Source organism: Pseudomonas sp. TE50-2 (assembly GCF_040813665.1).
Classification (GTDB): Bacteria; Pseudomonadota; Gammaproteobacteria; order Pseudomonadales; family Pseudomonadaceae; genus Aquipseudomonas; species Aquipseudomonas soli.
This window is the reverse complement of record NZ_JBFNXN010000001.1, coordinates 3448317-3471237: the sequence shown is the minus strand read 5'-3', so window position 1 is coordinate 3471237 and position 22921 is coordinate 3448317. Positions and strand designations below refer to the sequence as shown.

Annotated in this window: 21 protein-coding genes; 8 read left to right on the top strand and 13 right to left on the bottom strand. The window is 62.2% G+C overall.

Features of this window, described 5'->3' with window-relative positions; all coding sequences use genetic code 11:
* Nucleotides 1–28: 28 nt before the first annotated feature.
* Both AAHK21_RS15880 and bamE read right to left on the bottom strand, forming a co-directional pair.
* A complete protein-coding gene (locus AAHK21_RS15880; protein WP_023631132.1) occupies nt 29–601 on the bottom strand; it encodes a lipocalin family protein in 573 nt (190 codons plus the stop codon).
* On the bottom strand, nt 598–852 hold the full coding sequence (bamE, locus tag AAHK21_RS15875) for an outer membrane protein assembly factor BamE (RefSeq protein WP_011536093.1): 255 nt from the start codon (nt 850–852) through the stop codon (nt 598–600). Before bamE ends, AAHK21_RS15880 begins: the two co-directional genes overlap by 4 nt.
* A 222-nt stretch (nt 853–1074) precedes the next feature.
* On the opposite strand from bamE, the gene AAHK21_RS15870 reads away from it, so the two are divergent.
* Nucleotides 1075–2967, top strand: coding sequence for a methyl-accepting chemotaxis protein (locus AAHK21_RS15870; protein WP_367857742.1), 1893 nt, complete (start codon nt 1075–1077; stop codon nt 2965–2967).
* Nucleotides 2968–3100: 133 nt separating this feature from the next.
* On the opposite strand, the gene AAHK21_RS15865 is transcribed toward AAHK21_RS15870, so the two are convergent.
* The 3 genes from AAHK21_RS15865 to AAHK21_RS15855 form a co-directional block, all read right to left on the bottom strand.
* Entirely contained in the window at nt 3101–3697 is a 597-nt protein-coding gene (locus AAHK21_RS15865; protein ID WP_046853890.1) for a DUF924 family protein, read from the bottom strand.
* A 3-nt stretch (nt 3698–3700) separates the two neighbouring features.
* On the bottom strand, nt 3701–4711 hold the full coding sequence (locus AAHK21_RS15860) for a class 1 fructose-bisphosphatase (RefSeq protein WP_038706942.1): 1011 nt from the start codon (nt 4709–4711) through the stop codon (nt 3701–3703).
* A 247-nt stretch (nt 4712–4958) separates the two neighbouring features.
* Nucleotides 4959–7424 (bottom strand): glycogen/starch/alpha-glucan phosphorylase, encoded by a 2466-nt coding sequence (locus AAHK21_RS15855; RefSeq protein WP_046853889.1) that lies wholly within the window; start codon nt 7422–7424, stop codon nt 4959–4961.
* A gap of 185 nt (nt 7425–7609) precedes the next feature.
* Here AAHK21_RS15855 and AAHK21_RS15850 point away from each other — a divergent pair, with 185 nt between their 5' ends.
* The gene (locus AAHK21_RS15850) at nt 7610–8014 is read left to right on the top strand and encodes a YkgJ family cysteine cluster protein (RefSeq protein ID WP_016712459.1); all 405 of its coding nucleotides are present in this window, start codon (nt 7610–7612) and stop codon (nt 8012–8014) included.
* Nucleotides 8015–8190: 176 nt separating this feature from the next.
* On the opposite strand, the gene AAHK21_RS15845 is transcribed toward AAHK21_RS15850, so the two are convergent.
* The 3 genes from AAHK21_RS15845 to thiI form a co-directional block, all read right to left on the bottom strand.
* Nucleotides 8191–8790, bottom strand: a complete 600-nt coding sequence (locus AAHK21_RS15845) for a hypothetical protein (protein WP_367857741.1) — start codon at nt 8788–8790, stop codon at nt 8191–8193.
* Between the two features lie 165 nt (nt 8791–8955).
* Nucleotides 8956–10776 carry a translational GTPase TypA gene (gene typA, locus AAHK21_RS15840; RefSeq protein WP_046853888.1) on the bottom strand — a complete coding sequence of 607 codons (1821 nt, stop codon included), beginning with the start codon at nt 10774–10776 and terminating at the stop codon, nt 8956–8958.
* Nucleotides 10777–10903: 127 nt separating this feature from the next.
* Nucleotides 10904–12358 (bottom strand): tRNA uracil 4-sulfurtransferase ThiI, encoded by a 1455-nt coding sequence (gene thiI, locus AAHK21_RS15835; protein ID WP_046853887.1) that lies wholly within the window; start codon nt 12356–12358, stop codon nt 10904–10906.
* 394 nt (nt 12359–12752) lie between these two features.
* Here thiI and glnA point away from each other — a divergent pair, with 394 nt between their 5' ends.
* From glnA to ntrC, 4 genes are all read left to right on the top strand, one after another.
* On the top strand, nt 12753–14159 hold the full coding sequence (glnA, locus tag AAHK21_RS15830; RefSeq protein WP_023628815.1) for a type I glutamate--ammonia ligase: 1407 nt from the start codon (nt 12753–12755) through the stop codon (nt 14157–14159).
* Between the two features lie 145 nt (nt 14160–14304).
* Entirely contained in the window at nt 14305–14847 is a 543-nt protein-coding gene (aroQ, locus tag AAHK21_RS15825; RefSeq protein WP_367857740.1) for a gamma subclass chorismate mutase AroQ, read from the top strand.
* Nucleotides 14848–15102: 255 nt separating this feature from the next.
* Nucleotides 15103–16188 (top strand): nitrogen regulation protein NR(II), encoded by a 1086-nt coding sequence (gene glnL / locus AAHK21_RS15820; protein ID WP_046853886.1) that lies wholly within the window; start codon nt 15103–15105, stop codon nt 16186–16188.
* Entirely contained in the window at nt 16185–17621 is a 1437-nt protein-coding gene (gene ntrC, locus AAHK21_RS15815; RefSeq protein WP_214500890.1) for a nitrogen regulation protein NR(I), read from the top strand. Before glnL ends, ntrC begins: the two co-directional genes overlap by 4 nt.
* Before the next feature lie 131 nt (nt 17622–17752).
* Here the strand turns inward: ntrC and AAHK21_RS15810 are convergent, their stop codons facing one another.
* A complete protein-coding gene (locus AAHK21_RS15810) occupies nt 17753–18580 on the bottom strand; it encodes an RHS repeat-associated core domain-containing protein (RefSeq protein ID WP_367857739.1) in 828 nt (275 codons plus the stop codon).
* Between the two features lie 324 nt (nt 18581–18904).
* Nucleotides 18905–19342, bottom strand: coding sequence for a hypothetical protein (locus AAHK21_RS15805; RefSeq protein WP_367857738.1), 438 nt, complete (start codon nt 19340–19342; stop codon nt 18905–18907).
* Between AAHK21_RS15805 and trmL the strand changes: the two genes are divergently transcribed.
* Complete coding sequence (trmL, locus tag AAHK21_RS15800; RefSeq protein WP_367857737.1) at nt 19341–19802, top strand: tRNA (uridine(34)/cytosine(34)/5-carboxymethylaminomethyluridine(34)-2'-O)-methyltransferase TrmL; 462 nt, start codon at nt 19341–19343, stop codon at nt 19800–19802. The genes AAHK21_RS15805 and trmL overlap by 2 nt on opposite strands.
* Nucleotides 19803–19884: 82 nt before the next feature.
* On the opposite strand, the gene secB is transcribed toward trmL, so the two are convergent.
* The 3 genes from secB to AAHK21_RS15785 are packed head-to-tail and all read right to left on the bottom strand — an operon-like array spanning nt 19885 to nt 21079.
* On the bottom strand, nt 19885–20370 hold the full coding sequence (gene secB, locus AAHK21_RS15795; protein WP_023628821.1) for a protein-export chaperone SecB: 486 nt from the start codon (nt 20368–20370) through the stop codon (nt 19885–19887).
* Between the two features lie 39 nt (nt 20371–20409).
* Nucleotides 20410–20664, bottom strand: a complete 255-nt coding sequence (grxC, locus tag AAHK21_RS15790) for a glutaredoxin 3 (RefSeq protein WP_003249204.1) — start codon at nt 20662–20664, stop codon at nt 20410–20412.
* A 1-nt stretch (nt 20665) separates the two neighbouring features.
* On the bottom strand, nt 20666–21079 hold the full coding sequence (locus tag AAHK21_RS15785; protein WP_023628822.1) for a rhodanese-like domain-containing protein: 414 nt from the start codon (nt 21077–21079) through the stop codon (nt 20666–20668).
* Between the two features lie 206 nt (nt 21080–21285).
* Here AAHK21_RS15785 and gpmI point away from each other — a divergent pair, with 206 nt between their 5' ends.
* Complete coding sequence (gene gpmI, locus AAHK21_RS15780) at nt 21286–22821, top strand: 2,3-bisphosphoglycerate-independent phosphoglycerate mutase (protein WP_367857736.1); 1536 nt, start codon at nt 21286–21288, stop codon at nt 22819–22821.
* The last annotated feature ends 100 nt before the right edge of the window (nt 22822–22921 follow it).

The window sequence follows — 22921 nt, the reverse complement described above, 5'->3', positions numbered from 1 at the left end:
GGAGCGGGTTTGCCCTGCGATGGCGTCCTCAATGCCGGGCGACGATGCTCTTGTCGGGCGTGCGCCAGATCAGGCGGCTGGTATCAAAGCCCTGCTGCCGCGCCTTGGCCAGCAGGTTTTCACGCTCCCACGCCGGCAACGAAGGCGTACGCGAAAGTATCCACAGGTACTTGCGGTCCGGGCTGCCGACGATCGCCGTGCGATAGCGCTCGTCGACGAACAGGATCCAGTAATCCCCCTTGGCCACTCCGGGCACCAGCCGGGTGAACCAATTGTCGAACTCCACCCACAGCTTGTCGGTGTGGCCCGCCTGCTGCGGCGTGGCATGGCCCTCGGCACGCAGCCATTCATCACCCAGGGTACGGCAACGGTTCAGCACACCGACCGTGCCATCGGGCTTGAGGTTGTAATGGGCCTCGGACTGGGCACAACCGTCCTGGTACTTCATTGGCAGGCGCGCCAGCTCGAACCATTTGCCTTGGTAACGCTTGAGGTCGACCGCACCTGCGGTCTTCGGCGCCAGCGGGTCGGTGGCCGAGGTGGCGCAGCCACCCAGCAGCATCACCAGGCACACGCCCAGCAGCAGGTGCAGGTGCCTCATTTGAGGCCCTGCCCGGAATACATCAGGACCTTGTCCGCCGCGTACTGCACGCTGATGAAGCTCTTCTCGTCACCCCAGGTGCAGCTGCTCATGCCCAGCGCGCCGGAACACTCCTTGGGCGTGCCGAGCAACTGCTCGACCTCGGCCTTGTTCATGCCGGCCTTGAGCTTGGAATAGTTTTCCTGGTTGATCTTGCTGCAAGCGGTCAGGACGACGCACAAGGACAACAGGGCGAGGGAACGCAACGACATGAAGGGACACTCCTGGAGATGGATACACAGGCGCGAGGGCCTGCAGGGAGCTTAGAAGGGAAAAAGGCTCCTCGGTTCCCTGGCCGACGAGGTTTCGTTGTGCACCGTTGGTCGCCTGGCGCGCAAACGATTAATGTTTTATCCCTGCGCGTCGACATAGAGCGGTGGTGTGGCCTTTTGCCGCACCCTCCCCTTCGTGCCCGTGCGCAGACTCCAAGAAAAATGACCAAGAACCTCAAGTTCAGCCACAAGATCCTGCTGGCCGCCGCCCTGGTGGTGGCCGTCGCCTTCACTTGCTTCGTCCTGTTCAACGACTACCGACAGCGTCAGTCGCTGCGTAGCGACACCGAGTCGACGCTGCAATCGCTGGGCAACCTCACCGCCGGCAACATCCGCACCTGGCTCGACAGCCGCATCCAGCTGGTGAACTCGGTGGCCCAGCAGATTGCCGTCGACGGTCCCGCCAAGAGCAGCCTCGAGCGCATCCTGGCGCTGCCGGTGTACGGCAGCAACTTCATCCTCACCTACTTCGGCGGCCAGGACGGCAGCATGCAGTCGGTGCCGGTGGGCAACCGCGCCTCCGACTACGACCCGCGCGTGCGCGGTTGGTACAAGGCGGCCAGCGCAGCGGGCCAGACCATCGTCACCGAACCGTACATCTCGGTATCGGCCGGCAAGCTGGTAATTACCCTGGCCACTCCGGTGCAACAGGGCGGGCGCATGATCGGCGTCAGCGGTGTCGACACCGACCTGCAGACCATCAGCAACCTGATCAACACCCTGGACTTCGGCGGCCACGGGCACGCCTTCATCGTCAACGGCGAGGGCAAGGTGCTCATCCACCCCAAGGGCGAACTGGCGCTCAAGCCCCTGGCGGAGGTCTACCCTGGCAGCAACCTACGCATCGGCAGCGGCCTGAAGGAAGTGGAGGTCGAGGGTCGCAAACAGTTCATCAGCTTCACCCACGTCGATGGCGTGCCGTCGGCGGACTGGTACGTGGCGCTGGTGCTGGACCAGGAAGCGGCCTTCGCCATGCTCGGCGAACTGCGCACTTCGGCCGTGGTGGCGACACTGATCGCGGTGGTGGTGATCATCGCCCTGCTCGGCTTGCTGATCCGCGTGCTGATGGAACCACTGCACGTCATGGGCCGCGCCATGCGCGACATCGCCGAGGGCGAAGGCGACCTGACCCGGCGCCTGGCCATCCACGCCCAGGACGAGTTCGGCAGCCTGGCGCAGTCGTTCAACCGCTTCGTCGAGCGGATCCACGAATCGATCCGCGAAGTGGCCTCGGCCACCGGCCAGGTGAATGCCGTGGCCGGCCAGGTGGTCAGCGCCTCGAACGCCTCGATCCACAACGCCGACCAGCAGTCCAGCCGCACCAGCAGTGTCGCCGCGGCGATCAACCAGCTCGGCGCCGCCGCCCAGGAAATCGCCCAGAACGCCGCCCTCGCCTCGCAGCACTCCAGCGCCGCCCGCGGCCTGGCCGAGGAAGGCCAGCAAGTGGTCGGCGAGACCATCGATGTGATGAACCAGCTATCGGCGCGCATCAGCGATGCCAGCGGCAACATCGAGACGCTGAATAATCACACGGCCAACATTGGTCAGATCCTCGATGTTATCAGCGGAATTTCGCAGCAGACCAACCTGTTGGCGCTCAACGCGGCCATTGAGGCAGCCCGTGCCGGTGAAGCCGGGCGCGGTTTCGCGGTGGTGGCCGACGAGGTACGCAACCTGGCACACCGCACCCAGGACTCGGCACAGCAGGTGCAGCGCCTGATCGAGGAGCTGCAGGCCGGGGCCCAGGTGGCCGTGAGCACCATGAACCAGAGCCAGCAACACAGCGACCGCAGCGTCGGCATCGCCAACCAGGCCGGCGAACGCCTGGGCAGCGTCACCCAGCGCATCGGCGAGATCGACGGCATGAACCAGTCGGTGGCCACCGCCACCGAAGAGCAGACGGCCGTGGTCGAGTCGATCAATGTCGACATCACCGAGATCAATACGCTGAATCAGGAAGGGGTGCAGAACCTGCAGAGCACCTTGCGTGCCTGTACCGACCTGGAGCATCAGGTCGAGCGGTTGAAGCATCTGGTGGGCAGCTTCAGGATCTGAAATGGCTGGGGCCGCTTCGCGGCCCATCGCTGGCAAGCCAGCTCCCACAGGGATAGCGCCAGATCCGAGGGCAGCGCTTATCCTGTGGGAGCTGGCTTGCCAGCGATAGGGCTGCAAAGCAGCCCCACTGGCACTAGAACCTGGACCCAGGCTCCAGCAGGAAGTCCATCTCTTCACTGGTGCTCGGGCGGTTCAGCACCAGGTTGCGGTGCGGGAAGCGCCCGAAGCGGGCGATCACCCGCTGGTGCTGCTCGGCATAGTCGAGGAAGCCTTCGAACAACCGGCGGTTGGCCTCGGGCTGCTCGTCCAGCAAGGTCTGGTAACGCTCGACGCACAGGTTTTGCCAATCCAGCACCTCGGCGTGCTCCAGCACAAGCAGCACGAACACCCGCTGGATCGGCAGCAGCTGGTAGTCCCAGCCCTTCTGCAACCCCTGCATGGCCACTACCTGGGCACGCCGGTCACCCTCGAAGGCACGCGGCGTGTCGCGATAGATCATGCGCGGCAGCTGATCCAGCAGCAGCACCAGACCGAGCCAGCCCTGGGGGCTCTGCTGCCACTCGTCGAGCCCGCCCGCCAGGGCTTGCTCGACCAGGTCGCCGAACAGCGCCTGGGCATCGGCGTCGTGATGCTTGCCGAACCACAGCGTGTTCTTCTCGTCAGCCACGGCCTGGGCACTCGTGCCCCAACCGAACCACCACTCCAGCAACGGCTGCCAAGGTGCGAGCATGACTTACTCCTTGTGGTAGGCGGTGACGCGCTCGACCTCTTCCTTCGAGCCGAGGATCACCGACACGCGCTGGTGCAGGCTCTCCGGCTTGATGTCGAGGATACGCTCGTAACCGTTGGTGGAAGCGCCGCCGGCCTGTTCGATGATGAACGACATCGGGTTGGCTTCGTACATCAGGCGCAGCTTGCCCGGCTTGCTCGGCTCGCGGGCATCGCGTGGGTACATGAACAGGCCGCCACGGGTCAGGATGCGGTGCACGTCGGCCACCATCGAGGCGATCCAGCGCATGTTGTAGTTCTTTTTCAGCGGCCCGGTCTCGCCGGCCAGCAGCTCGCCCACGTAGCGTTGCACCGGGGCTTCCCAGTGGCGCTGGTTGGACATGTTGATGGCGAACTCGGCGGTGGTGGCCGGTACCTGGATGTTTTCGTGGGTCAGGACGAAGCTGCCCAGCTCGCGGTCCAGGGTGAAGCCCTTGACGCCGTTGCCCAGGGTCAGGATCAGCATGGTCTGCGGGCCGTAGATGGCGTAGCCGGCGGCGACCTGCTGGGTACCCGGCTGCAGGAATGCATTCTCGTTCAGGGTTTCGTTCTGGCTCAGGTATTCGTTCGGGCAACGCAGCACCGAGAAGATGGTGCCGACCGAGACGTTGACGTCGATGTTCGACGAGCCATCCAGCGGGTCGAAGACCAGCAGGTAGGCGCCTTTGGGGTATTTGCCCGGGATCTGGTAGGCATTGTCCATCTCTTCGGAGGCCATGCCGGCCAGGTGACCGCCCCACTCGTTGGCTTCGAGCAGGATGTCGTTGGAAATCACGTCGAGCTTCTTCTGCACCTCGCCCTGCACGTTCTCGGTGCCCATGCTGCCCAGCACGCCGCCCAGGGCGCCCTTGGACACGTGGTGGCTGATCTCCTTGCACGCACGCGCCACCACTTCGATCAGGAAGCGCAGATCGGCAGGGGTATTGTTGCTGCGGGTCTGCTCAATCAGATAGCGACTCAGGGTAACGCGGGACATGTATGGCTCCGAAAAGGAAAGGGGGAGAAAAACCCCCGCAGTTTACAGGGAGAGTGACAGGCTAGCGAGCAAAGAGACTCGTGTGGCAGATCAGAGGGCTCATTGGGCTTTGAGTTCACGCAGCTTGTCGATTAGGGCTGCTGCGCAGCCCATTGCCGGCAAGCCGGCTCCCACAGAGTTTGGCGGTGCTGTGGATCTTTGTGGGAGCCGGCTTGCCGGCGATGGGCCGCAAAGCGGCCCCGATGTGCTAATCCAAGGCCTTCCAGATCTCGGTCGCATACTCGCGAATGGTCCGGTCCGACGAGAACCAGCCCATCCGCGCCGTGTTCAGCACCGCCACGCGCCACCAGTCCTGTGGCGCGTGCCACAACTCCTCGACCCGCCGCTGGGCGTCCCAGTAGGCATCGAAGTCGGCGCACACCAGGAAGCGGTCGTAGGCGATCAGCCCGTCCACCAACCCGGCATAGCGCGCCGGATCATCAGGCGAGAACACCCCGCTGCGAATCGCCTGCAGCACGTCGCCCAGACGATGGGAGGCGGCGATCGCCGACGCGGCGCCAAAGTCGCCGCTGCGTTTGCGCGCCTCCACCTGCTGCGCGGTCAGGCCGAAGATGAACATGTTCTCCGCCCCCACCTGCTCGCACATCTCGACGTTGGCGCCATCGAGGGTGCCGATGGTCAGCGCGCCATTGAGGCCGAACTTCATGTTGCTGGTACCGGAGGCCTCGTATCCCGCCGTGGAAATCTGCTCGGACAGATCCGCCGCCGGAATGATGCTCTCGGCCAGGCTGACGTTGTAGTTGGGCAGGAACACCACCTTGAGCAGGCCGCGCACGGTGGGGTCGTTATTGACCACCCGGGCAATGTCGTTGGCCAGCTTGATGATCAGCTTGGCCTGGTGGTAACTGGCCGCCGCCTTGCCGGCGAAGATCTTCACCCGCGGCACCCAGTCGGTGCCCGGATCGTTGCGGATGGCCTGGTACAGCGCCACCGTATGCAGCAGGTTGAGCAACTGGCGCTTGTACTCGTGGATGCGTTTGACCTGCACGTCGAACAGCGCCTCCGGGTTGACCGTCACGCCGATCCGGTCCTGGATGATGCTGGCCAGGGCGCGTTTGCTGTGCAGGCGCTGGGCGGCGAACTGCTTGCGGAAGGTGGCCTTGTCGGCGAAGGGCGCCAGTGCCTTGAGCTTGCCTTCCGGGTCATCCAGCACATCCGGCCCCAGCGCCTCGACCAGCATCGCCGTGAGCGGTGGGTTGGCCTGGTACAGCCAACGGCGGAAGGTGATGCCGTTGGTCTTGTTGTTGATCCGCTGCGGGTAGAGCTTGTGCAGCTCGGCGAACACCGTGCTTTTCATCAGCTTGCTGTGCAGCGCCGACACGCCGTTGACGCTGTGCGAGCCAAGGAACGCCAGGTTGCCCATGCGCACCCGGCGGCCATTGTCCTCCTCGATCAGCGACACCGCGCGCAGCACGTCGAAGTCGTGCAGGCCTTTGGCCCGCAGTGCGTCGATATGGTAGGCGTTGATCAGGTAGATGATCTGCATGTGCCGCGGCAGCATGCGCTCCATCAATGCCACCGGCCAGGTTTCCAGGGCTTCGGGTAACAAGGTGTGGTTGGTGTAGGCCAGGGTGCCGACGGTCAGCGCCCACGCTTTGTCCCAGGGGATTTCGTGCTGGTCGACCAGCAGGCGCATCAGCTCGGCCACGGCAATCGACGGGTGGGTGTCGTTGAGCTGGATGGCCGCGGCATCTGGCAGGTTGAGCAGGTCCTTGTGCATGTTCAGGTGGCGCCGCAGCAGGTCCTGCAGCGAAGCCGAAACGAAGAAGTACTCCTGGCGCAGGCGCAACTCCTGGCCGGCCTCGGTACTGTCGGCCGGGTACAGCACCCGCGAGATGCTTTCGGCGCGGGCCACCTCGGCCACCGCGCCCAGGTGGTCACCGGCGTTGAAGCGCTCCAGGTGCAGCTCCTCCAGCGCCCGGGCACGCCACAGGCGCAGGGTATTGACGCTGGAGCCGCGCCAGCCGACCACCGGTGTGTCGTAGGCCACCGCCCGCACCGTCTCGCCCGGCCACCAGACCTGCCGCTGTTGGCCATTGCCTTCCTGCACGGTCTCGACGCTGCCGCCAAAACTGATCGGGTAGATCACCTCCGCCCGTTCGAACTCCCAAGGGTTGCCGAAATCCAGCCAGTTCTCGGTCTGTTCCTGCTGCCAACCATCGACTACCGCCTGGCGGAACAACCCGTGCTCGTAGCGAATGCCATAGCCATGGGCGGCAATACCCAGGGTCGACATGCTCTCCATGAAACAAGCCGCCAGGCGACCGAGGCCACCGTTGCCCAGCGCCGCGTCAGGCTCGAGCAGGCGGATACGCTCCAGGTCGACGTCCAGCCCTTCGAGGGCCTCGCGGGCGATCTCCAGGTAGCCGAGGTTGCTCAGGCTGTCGTACAGCAGGCGGCCGATGAGAAACTCGAGGGAAAGGTAATACACCCGCTTCTGGCTACGGCGGTAAGCTTGGCGAGTGTGATCCATCCAGTGGTCGACCATATGGTCGCGGGCAGCCAGGGCAATGGCCTCGAACCAGTCGTGGTCGAAGGCGTGTTCCGGGTCCTTGCCGACCGCGTAGGTCAGCTTGGCCAGCACGGCGGCGCGGAACGCGGCCACCTCGTCGGTATGAGCTTTGGCCTCACGGGCCTTGTTTTCCTGGGACATGCGGCATCCTCGGGCAAGTAGGCGAAAGCGCAGGGAGAGTGTTCAGCCTAGACGCTCTGACACACAGCGACAGCGAGCGTTCGCGGTTTTCATCATCCGCCAGGGGAATCGGGCAAAAGGTTGTTCACAAATTGAACAACTCCGGTATGATCGCGCGCCCCAAGACCGTGATTCACCCCATAACCATGAAAACGACCCTGATCGCCGCCGCCGAAGTCGACCGCCTGGAGACCTGGCAGCGCTATGCCAGCCATATGTGTGGTGGCTGCCACTCGACCTGCTGCACCCTGCCGGTGGAGGTGAAGATCAAGGATCTGATCCGCATTGGCGTGGTGGACGAATTCGAGAAAGACGAACCGCCGAAGAACGTGGCCAAGCGCCTGCAGAAGGAAGGCATCATCGAGCGCTTCAACCAGAAATCGGGGATCTTCACCCTGACCCGGATGAGCAACGATGACTGCATGTACCTGGATCGCAAGAGCCGCCTGTGCACCATCTACGACAAGCGCCCGGATACCTGCCGCAACCACCCCAAGGTCGGGCCGCGGCCGGGGTATTGCGCGTACAAGCCCAAGGTGGTCGGGCGTTGACGCTCTGCGATCAACCTCATAGAATCTGAGCCGTCTGGATATATACGGAGCTTTCCTTCTGGAAGGTGTCAAGACGCCGCCATCTGGTTCCGGCCGTGCCGGTTGAAGGGATCAATCCCTAAGGGCATCCGCGATACGACCCCCTTCATTGGGGGTTTCGTATTTCTGGGCGCTGCTCAGTGGCGAATGGGCCTGCGAACGGGCTCGTTCCTCAACTTTTTGAGCATCAGCAACCAGCCTTTGATCTTTTCATGTCGCTTGAAGCGGCTTTGGCTGCTCGCTGCATGGCGTGCATCCCGCACATAGGCACTCTCGACATAAATCCTGAGGCTTGTGGCGGCCTCACGACGCATATTGAAATACACCTCATAATGGCTGCCTTCCGGGAAGCCGAACTGATTGCCCTCCAACGTCAGCCAGTTACTGTGCCCGGTAAACAGGCATTGGCGGTCGGCCAGGCTGCACATGATGGCAGGCAGCTGCAACGACAGCCTATGTCGCGTCGGGCAGAACGCTCGGTAGATCCCTCGATGATCTATTACCAAACTGTCCAGACCGATGCTGTCGAAATCCAGCGCGAGCCCTTGTCGGGCACCGTGGCTCACGCAATGGCTTGAATACTCAAGGCGCAGCATCACCGCAATGGAGGGCTGCACGCCCGAACCCGGCAGTTGCACTTCATGAGAATGCGCACGCAGGTGCTGCAAGCACCATGGTTCGCCCGCTACCTCGATTGCTCCCACCGACAGATGCTCCCGCCATCCCTTGCCTTTCATGCACACCTCAGCCACGCACCGAAGCGTCAGGCTAATGCTCGGGCAAAGCCCTGCCAAACCTGGTTCGTGAGCAAGTGCTTCAAGTGCAACATGCGGCAAAAGACACACAAACAAAAACGCCCCCGGCCTTTCGACCGGGGGCGTTTTCATTGCGCCTGAGCTAACTCAGTTCTTGGCTTTCTTGGCAGCGCGGGTACGCTCGCCTTCGTCCAGGATCTTCTTGCGCAGACGGATCGACTTCGGCGTGACTTCGCACAGCTCGTCGTCCTGGATGAACTCCAGGGCCTGTTCCAGGGTGTGGCGAACCGGCGGTACCAGGGCGATGACTTCGTCCTTGCCCGAAGCACGCATGTTGTCGAGCTTCTTGCCTTTGGTCGGGTTCACGCCCAGGTCGTTGTCACGGCTGTTCAGGCCGATGATCTGACCGTTGTAGATCTCCTGGCCGTGCTCGACGAACAGCTTGCCGCGCGCCTGCAGGGTTTCCAGCGAGTAGGTCAGTGCCTTGCCGGTCTCGACCGAAACCAGTACGCCGTTCAGGCGGCCGGACATCTGGCCCGACTTCATGGTGTCGTAGCGATCGAAGATCGAGGTCAGGATGCCTGCACCGTTGGTCAGGGTCAGGAACTGGTTACGGAAACCGATCAGACCACGGGCTGGAATGTTGTATTCCAGGCGAACACGGCCCTTGCCATCCGGCACCATGTTGGTCAGGTCGCCTTTACGCAGACCCATTTCTTCCATGACCTTGCCCTGGGATTCTTCAGGGATGTCGATGGTGACGTTCTCGAACGGCTCCTGCTTGACGCCGTCGACTTCGCGGATGATCACTTCAGGACGGCCTACGGCCATCTCGAAGCCTTCACGGCGCATGGTTTCGATCAGAACGGACAGGTGCAGCTCACCACGGCCCGATACCTTGAACTTGTCAGGGGAATCGGTTTCCTGGACGCGCAGGGCAACGTTGTACAGCAGTTCCTTGTCCAGACGGTCCTTGATGTTACGGCTGGTGACAAACTTGCCTTCCTTGCCGCAGAACGGCGAGTCGTTGACCTGGAAGGTCATCGAGACGGTTGGCTCGTCGACAGTCAGCGGCTTCATCGCTTCTACCGCGTCCGGGGCGCACAGGGTGTCGGAGATGAACAGCTCGTCGAAACCGCTGATGCAGACGATGTCGCCAGCTTGGGCTTCTTCGACGTCAACGCGGTGCAGGCCGTGGTGGCCCATCAGCTTCAGAATACGGCCGTTACGCTTCTTGCCGTCGACATCGATGGCAACAACCGGGGTGTTCGGCTTGATGCGGCCACGGGCGATACGGCCAACACCGATAACACCGAGGAAGCTGTTGTAGTCCAGTGCCGAGATCTGCATCTGGAACGAGCCTTCACGGTCAACGTCCGGCGCCGGTACGTTGTCGACGATCGACTGGTACAGGGCGGTCATGTCTTCGCCCATGGCGGTGTGGTCCAGACCGGCGATACCGTTCAGGGCCGAGGCGTAGACGACTTTGAAGTCCAGCTGTTCGTCGGTGGCACCGAGGTTGTCGAACAGGTCGAAGATCTGGTCCAGAACCCAGTCAGGACGCGCGCCCGGACGGTCGACCTTGTTGATCACGACGATTGGCTTCAGGCCAGCTTCGAAGGCCTTCTTGGTCACGAAGCGGGTTTGCGGCATCGGGCCGTCCTGGGCGTCGACCAGCAGCAGCACGGAGTCGACCATCGACATTACACGCTCAACCTCGCCACCGAAGTCGGCGTGGCCGGGGGTGTCGACGATGTTGATGTGGTAGCCGTTCCAGTTGATGGCGGTGTTCTTCGCCAGAATGGTAATGCCGCGCTCTTTTTCCTGGTCGTTGGAGTCCATGACGCGCTCGTCGTTGAGCTCGTTACGCTCCAGGGTGCCGGACTGGCGCAGGAGTTTGTCGACCAGGGTGGTTTTACCATGGTCAACGTGGGCGATGATGGCGATGTTACGCAGATTTTCGATCACAACTGTATCTCGATCAGAGGATTCGGTTGCCGCCAGTGTAGGCGGCCAATATGTACGGATTACGGCTCAGCGGGCCCGGTGGTCGGGAGGGCGATGGCGGATGCTGCCGCCATACAGCCCTGGCGTCTTATGTCGGACGATAAACACGCACATTGGCATGTCCCTCACTGAGCAGGTGGTGTGCGTGCAGACGGCTCATCACACCCTTGTCGCAATACAGCAAGTACTGGCGCGTGGGGTCCAGGTGCTTGAACTTGCTGTTGATGGCGTAGAACGGCATGGCCTGGACTTCGATGCCTTCCAGCACCAGAGGTTCGTCTTCCTGGGCGTCGGGGTGACGAATGTCGATGACGATCTGGCCTGGCAGCGCCTCGGCCACTTCCTCGATTTCGATGTCCTTGCCCAGCTCGTCGATCACATGGTCGATGGAGATGAACTTGGCACGCTCCAGGGCGCGCTCCAGCACGGCCATGTCGAACTGCTTTTCTTCGTGCTCCATGCGGTGACGCTTGGCATGGGTAGTCGGGTTCACCGAGATCACGCCGCAATATTCGGGCATGTGCTTGGCGAAGTCGGCGGTACCGATTTCGGTCGCCTGGTCGATGATGTCCTGCTTGTGGCTGGCCAGCAGCGGGCGCAGCACCAGCTTGTCGGTGGCCGAGTCGATGATCGACAGGTTCGGCAAGGTCTGGCTCGACACCTGGGAGATCGCCTCGCCGGTGACCAGCGCGTCGATCTGCAGACGGTCGGCCATGTGCGCGGCGCCGCGCAGCATCATGCGCTTGAGGGTGACGCCCATGTAGCTGTTGTCGACCTTGTTGAGAATCTCGCCGACCACTTCCTCGAACGGCACGCTGATGAACAGCACGCGCTGGCTGCTGCCGTACTTCTTCCACAGGTAGTGGGCCACTTCCATCACGCCCAGCTCGTGGGCACGGCCACCGAGGTTGAAGAAGCAGAAATGGGTCATCAGGCCGCGACGCATCATCTGGTACGCCGCCACGGTGGAGTCGAAGCCACCGGACATCAGTACCAGCGTCTGCTCCAGGGCGCCCAACGGGTAGCCGCCGATGCCATTGTGCTGGTTGTGGATCACGTACAGGCGCTGGTCGCGGATCTCCATGCGCACCACGACTTCTGGCGTCTTCAGGTCGATGCCGGCGGCGCCGCACTGCTGGCGCAGCTGGCTGCCGACGTAGCGATCGACGTCCATCGAGGTGAAGTCGTGGTGACCGCCGCGCTTGCAGCGTACCGAGAAGCGCTTGCCGGCCAGCAGGTGGCCGAAGTGGTGCTTGCACTTGGCGACGATGTCGTCGAAATCGCCCAGTGCATACTCCTCGACCTGCAGGAAGTGGGTGATACCCGGCGTGCAGGTGAGGCGCTCGATCATTTCGCGCTGGATCTTTTCGTCCTCGACGCGGGTGACCACCTCGAGATTATCCCAGACACCATCAACCGCGAGCTCGGGATCAAGGTCCTTGAGCACGTTGCGGATGTTCTTGGCGAGCTGGCGGATGAAGCGCTTGCGCACCGGCCGGCTCTTGATGGTGATTTCTGGGAAGACTTTGACGATAAGTTTCATTGGTTTAACAGCGCGCCCAGGGCCTACCGAAAATGAGGGGCGCGAATTATAGCGGAAATTGCTCAGCTTTTGACCAACTTTTGTACAGGAGGTTGGATTTATCGCGCACGTACCCGCGGCAGCGGGTTAGCCCCGCGATGAGGCTACCACTCACACATGCATCATAATGGTGCATGCTCCATGAAAAGCGCATCTTATGGGTGCACACCTTGTCAGCACCGCCTTGGCAAATGCCCGCCAACGCCCTCTTTTATCCCACCCTCGCCATTTTCGGGCACTGGCATGCAATTTGCTCCCTTGTGAGGCAGGTAAGCTTGGCCGACTATCCGCGCCCAGCGACACCCTTATTTCCAGGGCAGCGGCCAACTGCGCCCTAGACCATCCGGAGGACAACATGTCGAAGTCGGTTCAACTCATCAAAGATCATGACGTCAAGTGGATTGATCTGCGTTTCACGGACACCAAGGGCATTCAGCATCACGTGACCATGCCGGCGCGCGATGGCCTGGACGAAGACTTCTTCGAAGTCGGCAAGATGTTCGACGGCTCCTCCATCGCTGGCTGGAAAGGCATCGAAGCCTCCGACATGATCCTGATGCCGGTTGACGAAACCGCCGTGCTGGACCCGTTCACCGAAGAACCGACCCTGATCATCACCTGTGACATCGTCGACCCGTCGAGCATGCAGGGCTACGATCGTGACCCGCGCGGCATCGCCAAGCGCGCCGAAGAGTACCTGAAGAGCACCGGTATCGGTGACACCGTGTTCGCAGGCCCAGAGCCTGAGTTCTTCATCTTCGACGAAGTGAAGTTCCACTCGGACATCTCCGGCTCGATGTTCAAGATCTTCTCCGAGCAAGGCTCGTGGATGACCGGCGCTGACGTGGAAGGCGGCAACAAAGGCCACCGTCCGGGCGTGAAAGGCGGCTACTTCCCGGTCCCGCCGTTCGACCACGACCACGAAATCCGCACCGCCATGTGCAACGCCCTGGAAGAAATGGGCCAGACCGTCGAAGTTCACCACCACGAAGTGGCGACTGCCGGCCAGAACGAAATCGGCGTCAAGTTCAACACCCTGGTGAAGAAAGCTGACGAAGTACAGGCCCTGAAATACGTCGTGCACAACGTTGCCGACGCCTATGGCCGTACCGCCACCTTCATGCCCAAGCCTCTGTACGGCGACAACGGCTCGGGCATGCACGTGCACATGTCGATCTGGAAAGACGGCAAGAACACCTTCTCCGGCGAAGGCTATGCCGGCCTGTCCGATACCGCCCTGTACTTCATCGGCGGCATCATCAAGCACGGCAAGGCCCTGAACGGCTTCACCAACCCGTCGACCAACTCCTACAAGCGTCTGGTCCCAGGTTTCGAAGCCCCGGTAATGCTGGCCTACTCGGCGCGCAACCGTTCCGCCTCGATCCGTATTCCTTACGTCGGCAGCCCGAAAGCCCGCCGTATCGAAGCACGCTTCCCGGACCCGTCGGCCAACCCGTACCTGGCCTTCGCGGCCCTGCTGATGGCAGGCCTGGACGGCATCCAGAACAAGATCCACCCAGGCGATGCCGCCGACAAGAACCTGTACGACCTGCCGCCTGAAGAGGCCAAGGAAATCCCGCAAGTCTGTGGCAGCCTGAAGGAAGCCCTGGAAGAGCTGGACAAAGGCCGTGCGTTCCTGACCAAGGGCGGCGTGTTCTCCGACGACTTCATCGATGCCTTCATCGAGCTGAAGAGCGAAGAAGAGATCAAGGTCCGCACCTTCGTGCACCCGCTGGAATACGAGCTGTACTACAGCTGCTGATCTGATCGGCGCCTCGCGTCGGTGACATCAGGACGGCCTCCCTCGGGAGGCCGTTTCTTTTTCATACCCTCATCATCGGACAACACCTATTAGCCACCGCAACGCCACAGGCGACACTCGAGGCTTCATTCCCAAGGAGATCGCCATGCGCGCCACCACCCTCGCCCTGACCTGCTGCATCGCCCTATCCGGTTGTGCCACCTCACCGAGCATCACGCCTACCCTGGATCAGTTGCTTGCCACCATCGACCGGCGCCTGGACCTGGCCGAAGCTGTCGCCCTGCACAAGTGGGATCACCAGCAACCCGTGCAGGCCAGCGCCCGCGAGCACCAGGTATTGCTCAGCGCACGCCAGGCCGCCGTCGCCCACCACTTGGATCCGGCACGCGTCGAGGCCTTTTTTGCCGACCAGATCGAAGCCAACAAGCTCCTGCAGTACCACCTGCTCGACACCTGGCATCGCGCCCGACAGGCGCCAGCCCTTCCACGCCGCGACCTGGCCAACGAAGTGCGCCCTGAACTGGACCTGCTGCAGGAACAGCTGCTGAGCGCACTCGCCCATTTTGACCAGACCCCGCCGAGGCAATGCGCCAACCACCTGGCCGACGCCCTGCAACAACGCACCCAGGACACAACACGCCACCTCGCCCTGGTTCGCGCCAGCGCCCAGCTGTGCAAATTGCGCTGACCGCCCTATGCTCCATATTGGTGCATGACTTGGCGGCACGCCCCATCATGCAACCCAATTTGGTTCACAAGAATCGATAAACCAGGGCTTTCTGGCTCGAATTCGCGCAGTTCCAGGTCTTTATCCGGAATTTCCGCTTCTTTTCGGAGCCTTGGTTTGGTTCTTGCATTTTCACTGCATCCAGCACTATCCCGTGCGCGCCCCCGGGCCCGAGCCGTTGGGCGCCACTGTGCCAAAAGAGGTCAACGACACCTTATGACCATCAGCGATGCACAGCACCGTCTGCTTCTGGACAACCTGACCACGGCCACGCTCCTGCTCAATGCCGAACTACGCCTGGAGTACATGAATCCAGCCGCGGAAATGCTCCTGGCTGTCAGTGGCCAGCGCAGCCATGGCCAGTTCATCAGCGAGCTGTTCACCGAATCGGCCGAGGCACTCAACTCGCTGCGCCAGGCGGTGGAGCAGGCGCATCCGTTCACCAAGCGCGAAGCCCAGCTGACATCGCTGACCGGCCAGAGCATCACCGTCGACTACGCCGTCACGCCCATCCTGCACCAAGGCCAGACCCTGCTGCTGCTGGAGGTGCACCCGCGTGACCGCCTGCTGCGCATCACCAAGGAGGAGGCCCAGCTGAGCAAGCAGGAGACCACCAAGATGCTGGTGCGCGGCCTCGCCCACGAGATCAAGAACCCCCTCGGCGGCATTCGCGGCGCGGCGCAACTGCTGGCCCGCGAGCTGCCCGAGGATGGCCTGCGCGATTACACCAATGTGATCATCGAAGAGGCCGACCGCCTGCGTAACCTGGTCGACCGCATGCTCGGCTCGAACAAGCTGCCGTCGTTGTCCATGACCAATATCCACGAAGTGCTCGAGCGGGTATGCAGCCTGGTCGAGGCGGAGAGCCAGGGCGGCATCACCCTGGTGCGCGATTACGACCCGAGCCTGCCGGACGTACTGATCGACCGTGAGCAGATGATCCAGGCCGTGCTCAACATCGTGCGCAACGCCATGCAGGCGATCGCCGGGCAGAACGAACTGCGCCTGGGCCGCATCACCCTGCGCAGCCGCGCCGTGCGCCAGTTCACCATCGGTCATGTGCGCCACCGCCTGGTGGCGCGGATCGAGATCATCGACAACGGCCCCGGCATCCCCGCGGAACTGCAGGACACGCTCTTCTATCCCATGGTCAGCGGCCGCCCGGACGGCACCGGGCTGGGCCTGGCCATCACCCAGAACATCATCAGCCAGCACCAGGGCCTGATCGAGTGTGAAAGCCACGCGGGCCACACTACCTTCTCGATCTACCTGCCCCTGGAACAAGGAGCCACCGCCCCATGAGCCGAAGTGAAACCGTCTGGATCGTCGATGATGATCGCTCCATCCGCTGGGTCCTGGAAAAGGCCCTGCAGCAGGAAGGCATGACCACCCAGAGCTTCGACAGCGCCGATGGTGTCATGGGCCGCCTGGCCCGCCAGCAACCGGACGTGATCATCTCGGATATCCGCATGCCCGGCGCCAGTGGTCTCGATCTGCTCGCCCAGATCCGCGACCAGCACCCTGGGCTGCCGGTGATCATCATGACCGCCCATTCCGACCTGGACAGCGCGGTGGCCTCGTACCAGGGCGGCGCCTTCGAGTACCTGCCCAAGCCGTTCGATGTCGACGAAGCGGTGTCGCTGGTCAAACGCGCCAACCAGCACGCCCAGGAGCAACAGGCCCTGGAAGTGCCCCAGGCGCTGGCCCGCACCCCGGAGATCATCGGCGAAGCGCCGGCGATGCAGGAGGTGTTCCGTGCCATCGGCCGCCTCAGCCACTCCAACATCACCGTGCTGATCAATGGTGAGTCGGGTACCGGCAAAGAGCTGGTGGCTCATGCCCTGCATCGACACAGCCCGCGTGCGGCATCGCCGTTCATTGCCCTGAACATGGCGGCGATCCCCAAGGACCTGATGGAGTCCGAACTGTTCGGCCATGAAAAGGGCGCCTTCACCGGCGCCGCCAACCTGCGTCGCGGGCGTTTCGAGCAGGCCGACGGCGGCACGCTGTTCCTCGACGAGATCGGCGACATGCCTGCCGATACCCAGACCCGCCTGCTGCGAGTGTTGGCCGACGGCGAGTTCTACCGGGTCGGCGGCCATGTGCCGGTGAAGGTGGATGTGCGCATCATCGCCGCCACTCACCAGAACCTCGAGTCCCTGGTGCAGGCCGGCAAGTTTCGTGAGGACCTGTTCCACCGCCTCAACGTGATCCGCATCCATATCCCGCGCCTGGCCGACCGGCGCGAGGACATCCCGGCGCTGGCCCGCCATTTCCTCGGCCGCGCCGCCCAGGAGTTGGCGGTGGAGCCCAAGCTGCTCAAGCCCGAGACCGAAGCGTTCATCCGCAACCTGCCCTGGCCGGGCAACGTGCGCCAACTGGAGAACACCTGCCGCTGGATCACCGTGATGGCCTCCAGCCGCGAAGTGCTGGTCGGCGACCTGCCACCCGAGCTGCTCAACCTGCCCCAGGACGCCGCCCCGGTGACCAACTGGGAACAGGCCCTGCGCCAGTGGGCCGACCAGGCCCTTGCCCGCGGCCAGACCAACCTGCTGGACAGCGCCGTACCCAGTTTCGAGCGGATCATGATCGAGACAGCGCTCAAGCATACCGCCGGGCGTCGTCGTGATGCGGCGTTGTTGCTGGGGTGGGGGCGAAATACCCTGACGCGCAAGATCAAGGAACTGGGGATGAAGGTGGATGGGGGGGATGACGATGAGGGGGAAGAGCACTGATCATACGAAGTGTTGACGGACAAATGAGGACCAAGCATGGTCCTCATGAATGCCTCGCTAAACTGTAGCGTTCACCCGGATTTTGAGCAACGCTTCACCAATATTTAGCTGCCCTGCTCATGAGCCAACATTCATGTATCAGCGGGAACTATTACAGCTTGCACCATAGGAACCCTGACTTCTTGATTAAGTTTTTCAACCTCCCAGGCGACCTGCTTGATTCGGTCCGCGTAATCATATCTTATACCTCCTCCTACCTCATTTATCGCCGCATTGGCGAGAAGAAGCGAAACTTCAGCTACCTCTTCAAATCCAGCATGCTCAAACGAACCTGAAGCTGGATGCCCTCCGCTCAAATTGAGGCTATCGATAGTGGTGTTCCCTCCAGAGCCACTTGCTACCTTCGCAATATTTTTCTGCGCGATCCCAAGACCAACTATACCTAGCACCACCCCTGCCCCTGCTGCAGCGGCATGCCTTTTTGAAGCGGGCTTTGGAAGTTTTGCTTCGTCCACACCAGCTTTAATCGCTTGCCGCCTATCCCAAGCGTAATTTCCCATGTTGAGCAATGCCATGCCATGATCAACGACTTTCGGACCAAAAATCGTCCCAGCCAATAACTTAATTGATGCCATAGAACTACCTGTGGGATCGTTATAGTTAACCGGATTACCATGACAATACATGTATGCATTCACCCCACCCTCACCAAATGGGCTTAAGTTGTCAGGAGAGAGAAATCGCATCAACGCAGGGTTGTAACCCCGATGTCCGTTACCCAACAGGTACCAATTCACCTCTGGCTCAAAAAGCTGACCAGAAAATCCGGTCTTGGAACTATCATCCCGCCCTGGATGCCAACCGTAGGGTGTATAGCAGGCGGTTTTCCGTTGATCGGATACAAAGCACTGTACAACGCTTCTTGACCAGTCGGTCGCCAGCATCATTTGTGTAGCCATTGCGTCACCCCAGCCTTGAGACTTGGTAAGAAACATACCAAAGCGGTGCCGATCGTGAACCTAACAGAATTGCTAGGTGTGCCCGGCTGGTTATGAGCTGGCCTTGGAAGACATTCGCCTCTGGCGCCTACCAAGTAATCGCCTGCCCATGCACCGATGCAGTGCCTAACGCACCTCTATAAGGCAAAACTTGCCCTTAAAACACTCGAAAAAGGCCAGAACACAGCACTCTCGGACTTGCAGAACCTGGCACGCTCCCTGCTAAAGACACCGTACCTCCCATTTCGGGGACCTCGGTACAGGCAGGCCGGGATATCCCCTCTTTTATTCGTGCAGCCTGACCTGCACCCGCCAACGCCCCGCCTCCTGCGCGCCCGCCCATTCACCGCGCAGGGGGCGCGCAGCGACCAGCGTCAACAGCAAGCCTTCCTCGCTCTTCTGCAAGCGCCAGCCCACCGGCTTGCCCTGCAACATCAGCTGGCCCCGCGCGGCCTTGCCCTCGGCCTGGAACACCACGGCCACGGTACCCTCGACAGTCTCGCCATGCAGCTGCGGCTCTGCGTTGAACCACAGGTCCAGCCCGCCCTGCACCACCTCGATCTGCTCCAGCACCCGCTCCTCGGGCGCCGTCAGCCGGCCGATCATCAGGCCCACGAGCATGCCGAAGATCGCCAGCGACAGCAGCACCCGCGGCCAGGCCTTCGAACGCGGGTCGGGTTCAGGGGTAGAATGCTCGTCATCTTCACGCTTGGAGCCGTGCATGTTTCACGTCATCCTTTTTCAACCAGAAATTCCGCCGAATACCGGCAACATCATCCGCCTGTGCGCCAACAGCGGTTGCGCCCTGCACCTGATCGAGCCCATCAGCTTCGAACTGGACGACAAGCGCCTGCGCCGCGCAGGGCTGGACTACCACGAGTATGCCACGCTGCAGCGCCACCAAAGCCTGGCCGAATGCCTGGAAAGCCTGAATCAGCCTCGGCTGTTCGCGTTCACCACCAAAGGCTCGCACCCATTCCATGAGGTGGAATACAAGCCCGGTGACGCATTCCTGTTCGGGCCCGAGAGTCGTGGCCTGCCGGCCGAGGTGCTGGACAGCCTGCCTGCCGAACAACGCCTGCGCCTGCCGATGCGGCCGGGGTGCCGGAGCTTGAACCTGTCCAATACCGTGGCGGTGACGGTGTACGAGGCATGGCGCCAGCAGGGGTTTGCCGGAAGCTGATGCGCTTGCCGCTCGGGCCCGATCACCAGCAAGGCATGAAAAAGGCGACCACGAAGGTCGCCTTTTGCTTTACCGGCAGAAATTACTGCACGGTCGGCACTTCACCGGCTTCCTGCATGCGCTGCATCTCTTGCGCGTACAGAGCGTCGAAGTTGACCGGCGACAGCATCAGCGCCGGGAACGAACCACGGGTCACCAGGCTGTCCAGGGTCTCGCGGGCGTACGGGAACAGGATGTTCGGGCAGAACGCGCCGAGGGTGTGGCTCATCGAAGCGGCATCGAGGTTGGCGATCAGGAAGATACCGGCCTGTTGCACTTCGGCGATGAAGGCCACTTCGTCACCGTTCTTGACGGTCACCGACAGGGTCAGCACCACTTCGTGGAAGTCGCCTTCCAGGGCTTTCTGGCGGGTGTTCAGGTCCAGCGATACGCTCGGCTCCCACTGCTGGCGGAAGATCTGCGGGCTTTTCGGGGCCTCGAACGACAGATCGCGCACGTAGATGCGCTGCAGGGAGAATTGTGGTGCGGTTTCTTCAGCACCAGCGCCGTTGTTCTGTTGGTCAGTCATGGCAGATCCTTTTCCTAATGTTCTTGAATGCAGTGCGAATCAGGCCGCCAGCAGCGCGTCGAGCTTGCCCGCGCGCTCCAGGGCATAGAGGTCATCGCATCCACCGACGTGCGTGCTGCCGATCCAGATCTGCGGCACCGAGGTACGGCCGGCCTTCTGGCTCATTTCGGCGCGAACCTGGGGTTTGCCGTCGACCTTGATCTCCTCGAACGCCACGCCCTTGCTCTCGAGCAGGTATTTGGCGCGCATGCAGTAGGGGCAGTAGTCGCTGGAATAGACGATGACGGGCTTCATATCACTTCACCAGGGGCAGGTTATCGGCTTTCCAGCTGGAAACGCCACCGCTGAGCTTGGCGGCGGTGTAACCAGCCTTGAGCAGTTCGCGGCACAGGGTACCGGACTGCTGGCCCATCGCGTCGACGACGATCAGGGTCTTGTCTTTGTGTTTTTCCAGCTCGGTCATGCGGCCGGCCACTTTGTCCTGCGGCATGCTCAGCGCGCCGACGATATGCCCGGCCGAGTATTCCTTGGCAGTACGGATATCGATCACCACGGCCTTGTCGGCGTTGACCAGGGCGGTCAGCTGGCCGTTGCTCAGGCTCTGGCCGCCACGGCGGACTTCATTGACCAGCAGCAGGACCAGCAGGACGACGAAAATGGCCACCAGGATGAAGTGATCTGTCGCGAATTGAATCAGGTGAGCAACCATCAGGGGTGTTCCAGGCGATTGAAAATGGCGGCCAGTATACACAGCCCCCCATGACCGCCAAAGCCCACTGGGCTTGCGGCAAACGCGCCTTCATGTTGCATGCCTGACCGCGCTGGTCGGGCAATGGGAGGAATATTCGCCGTCGCTGGCGGATTTGCCCTAAAATGCGTGTCTTTATCATCTTTGAACAACCGTGAGTTTGATTGATGACGAGTACGCCTAAACCCCTGGTCCTGATCATCCTGGATGGCTTCGGTCACAGCGAAAGCCCCGAATACAACGCCATCTTCGCCGCCAACACTCCGGTCTACGACCGCCTGCGCGCCACCCAGCCGCACGGTCTGATCTCCGGCTCCGGCATGGACGTGGGGCTGCCCGACGGGCAGATGGGCAACTCGGAAGTCGGTCACATGAACCTCGGTGCCGGCCGCGTGGTGTACCAGGACTTCACCCGGGTGACCAAGGCCATCCGCGACGGCGAGTTCTTCGAAAACCCGGTGCTCGTCGGTGCCGTGGAAAAAGCCGCCAGCGCCGGCAAGGCCGTGCATATCCTCGGCCTGCTCTCCGACGGTGGCGTGCACAGCCACCAGGACCACCTGATCGCCATGGCCGAGCTGGCCGCGCAACGTGGCGCCGAGAAGATCTACCTGCATGCCTTCCTTGACGGCCGCGACACGCCGCCGCGCAGCGCGCAGTCGTCCATCGAACTGCTCGACGCCACCTTCGCCAAGCTCGGCAAGGGCCGCATCGCCAGCCTGATCGGCCGCTACTACGCGATGGACCGCGACAACCGCTGGGACCGCGTCAGCGCCGCCTACAACCTGATCGTCGACAGCGCCGCCGAATTCACCGCAGCGACCGCCGTAGCCGGCCTTGAAGCCGCCTACGCCCGCGACGAGAGCGACGAGTTCGTCAAGGCCACGCGCATTGGCGAGGCGGTCAAGGTCGAAGACGGCGACGCCGTGATCTTCATGAACTTCCGTGCCGACCGCGCCCGCGAGCTGTCACGCGTGTTCGTCGAGCCCGATTTCAACGAATTCCCGCGCGCGCGCCTGCCCAAGCTGGCGGCCTACATCGGCCTGACCCAGTACTCGGCGAAGATCCCGGCCCCGGCGGCTTTCGCCCCGGCCAGCCTGAACAACGTGCTCGGCGAGTACCTGGCGAAGAACGGCAAGACCCAGCTGCGCATCGCCGAAACCGAGAAGTACGCCCACGTCACCTTCTTCTTCTCGGGCGGGCGCGAAGAGCCATTCGAAGGCGAAGAACGCATCCTGATCCCGTCGCCGAAGGTCGCCACCTACGACCTGCAGCCGGAAATGAGCGCCCCTGAAGTCACCGATCGTATCGTCGAGGCCATCGAGCAGCAGCGTTATGACGTGATCGTGGTCAACTACGCCAACGGCGACATGGTCGGCCACACCGGTGTGTTCGATGCCGCGGTCAAGGCCGTGGAAGCGCTGGATGGCTGCGTCGGCCGCATCGTCGAGGCGCTGGACAAGGTCGGCGGCGAAGCCCTGATCACCGCCGACCACGGCAACGTCGAACAGATGGAAGACGAATGCACCGGCCAGGCGCACACCGCCCACACCACCGAGCCGGTGCCATTCATCTATGTCGGCAAGCGCCACGTGAAGGTCCGTGACGGCGGTGTGCTGGCAGACGTGGCGCCGACCATGCTCGAGCTGCTGGGGCTGGAAAAACCGGCGGAGATGACCGGCACCTCGATCCTGATCGACGCCTGATCGATGTAGTGGGGCTGCCTTGCGGCCCCCAAAACAGTTGAATTCCAGACCAACGCCCCGCCGCACACGCCGCTGGGCGTTTTTTTTGCACGCCTGCGCG

Bases quoted from the DNA above. Each gene is read 5' to 3' on its own strand.
- AAHK21_RS15880 (WP_023631132.1), bottom strand. From the start codon at position 601: ATGAGGCACCTGCACCTGCTGCTGGGCGTGTGCCTGGTGATGCTGCTG.
- bamE (WP_011536093.1), bottom strand. From the start codon at position 852: ATGTCGTTGCGTTCCCTCGCCCTGTTGTCCTTGTGCGTCGTCCTGACC.
- AAHK21_RS15870 (WP_367857742.1), top strand. From the start codon at position 1,075: ATGACCAAGAACCTCAAGTTCAGCCACAAGATCCTGCTGGCCGCCGCC.
- AAHK21_RS15865 (WP_046853890.1), bottom strand. From the start codon at position 3,697: ATGCTCGCACCTTGGCAGCCGTTGCTGGAGTGGTGGTTCGGTTGGGGC.
- AAHK21_RS15860 (WP_038706942.1), bottom strand. From the start codon at position 4,711: ATGTCCCGCGTTACCCTGAGTCGCTATCTGATTGAGCAGACCCGCAGC.
- AAHK21_RS15855 (WP_046853889.1), bottom strand. From the start codon at position 7,424: ATGTCCCAGGAAAACAAGGCCCGTGAGGCCAAAGCTCATACCGACGAG.
- AAHK21_RS15850 (WP_016712459.1), top strand. From the start codon at position 7,610: ATGAAAACGACCCTGATCGCCGCCGCCGAAGTCGACCGCCTGGAGACC.
- AAHK21_RS15845 (WP_367857741.1), bottom strand. From the start codon at position 8,790: ATGAAAGGCAAGGGATGGCGGGAGCATCTGTCGGTGGGAGCAATCGAG.
- thiI (WP_046853887.1), bottom strand. From the start codon at position 12,358: ATGAAACTTATCGTCAAAGTCTTCCCAGAAATCACCATCAAGAGCCGG.
- glnA (WP_023628815.1), top strand. From the start codon at position 12,753: ATGTCGAAGTCGGTTCAACTCATCAAAGATCATGACGTCAAGTGGATT.
- aroQ (WP_367857740.1), top strand. From the start codon at position 14,305: ATGCGCGCCACCACCCTCGCCCTGACCTGCTGCATCGCCCTATCCGGT.
- glnL (WP_046853886.1), top strand. From the start codon at position 15,103: ATGACCATCAGCGATGCACAGCACCGTCTGCTTCTGGACAACCTGACC.
- ntrC (WP_214500890.1), top strand. From the start codon at position 16,185: ATGAGCCGAAGTGAAACCGTCTGGATCGTCGATGATGATCGCTCCATC.
- AAHK21_RS15810 (WP_367857739.1), bottom strand. From the start codon at position 18,580: ATGGCTACACAAATGATGCTGGCGACCGACTGGTCAAGAAGCGTTGTA.
- trmL (WP_367857737.1), top strand. From the start codon at position 19,341: ATGTTTCACGTCATCCTTTTTCAACCAGAAATTCCGCCGAATACCGGC.
- AAHK21_RS15805 (WP_367857738.1), bottom strand. From the start codon at position 19,342: ATGCACGGCTCCAAGCGTGAAGATGACGAGCATTCTACCCCTGAACCC.
- secB (WP_023628821.1), bottom strand. From the start codon at position 20,370: ATGACTGACCAACAGAACAACGGCGCTGGTGCTGAAGAAACCGCACCA.
- grxC (WP_003249204.1), bottom strand. From the start codon at position 20,664: ATGAAGCCCGTCATCGTCTATTCCAGCGACTACTGCCCCTACTGCATG.
- AAHK21_RS15785 (WP_023628822.1), bottom strand. From the start codon at position 21,079: ATGGTTGCTCACCTGATTCAATTCGCGACAGATCACTTCATCCTGGTG.
- gpmI (WP_367857736.1), top strand. From the start codon at position 21,286: ATGACGAGTACGCCTAAACCCCTGGTCCTGATCATCCTGGATGGCTTC.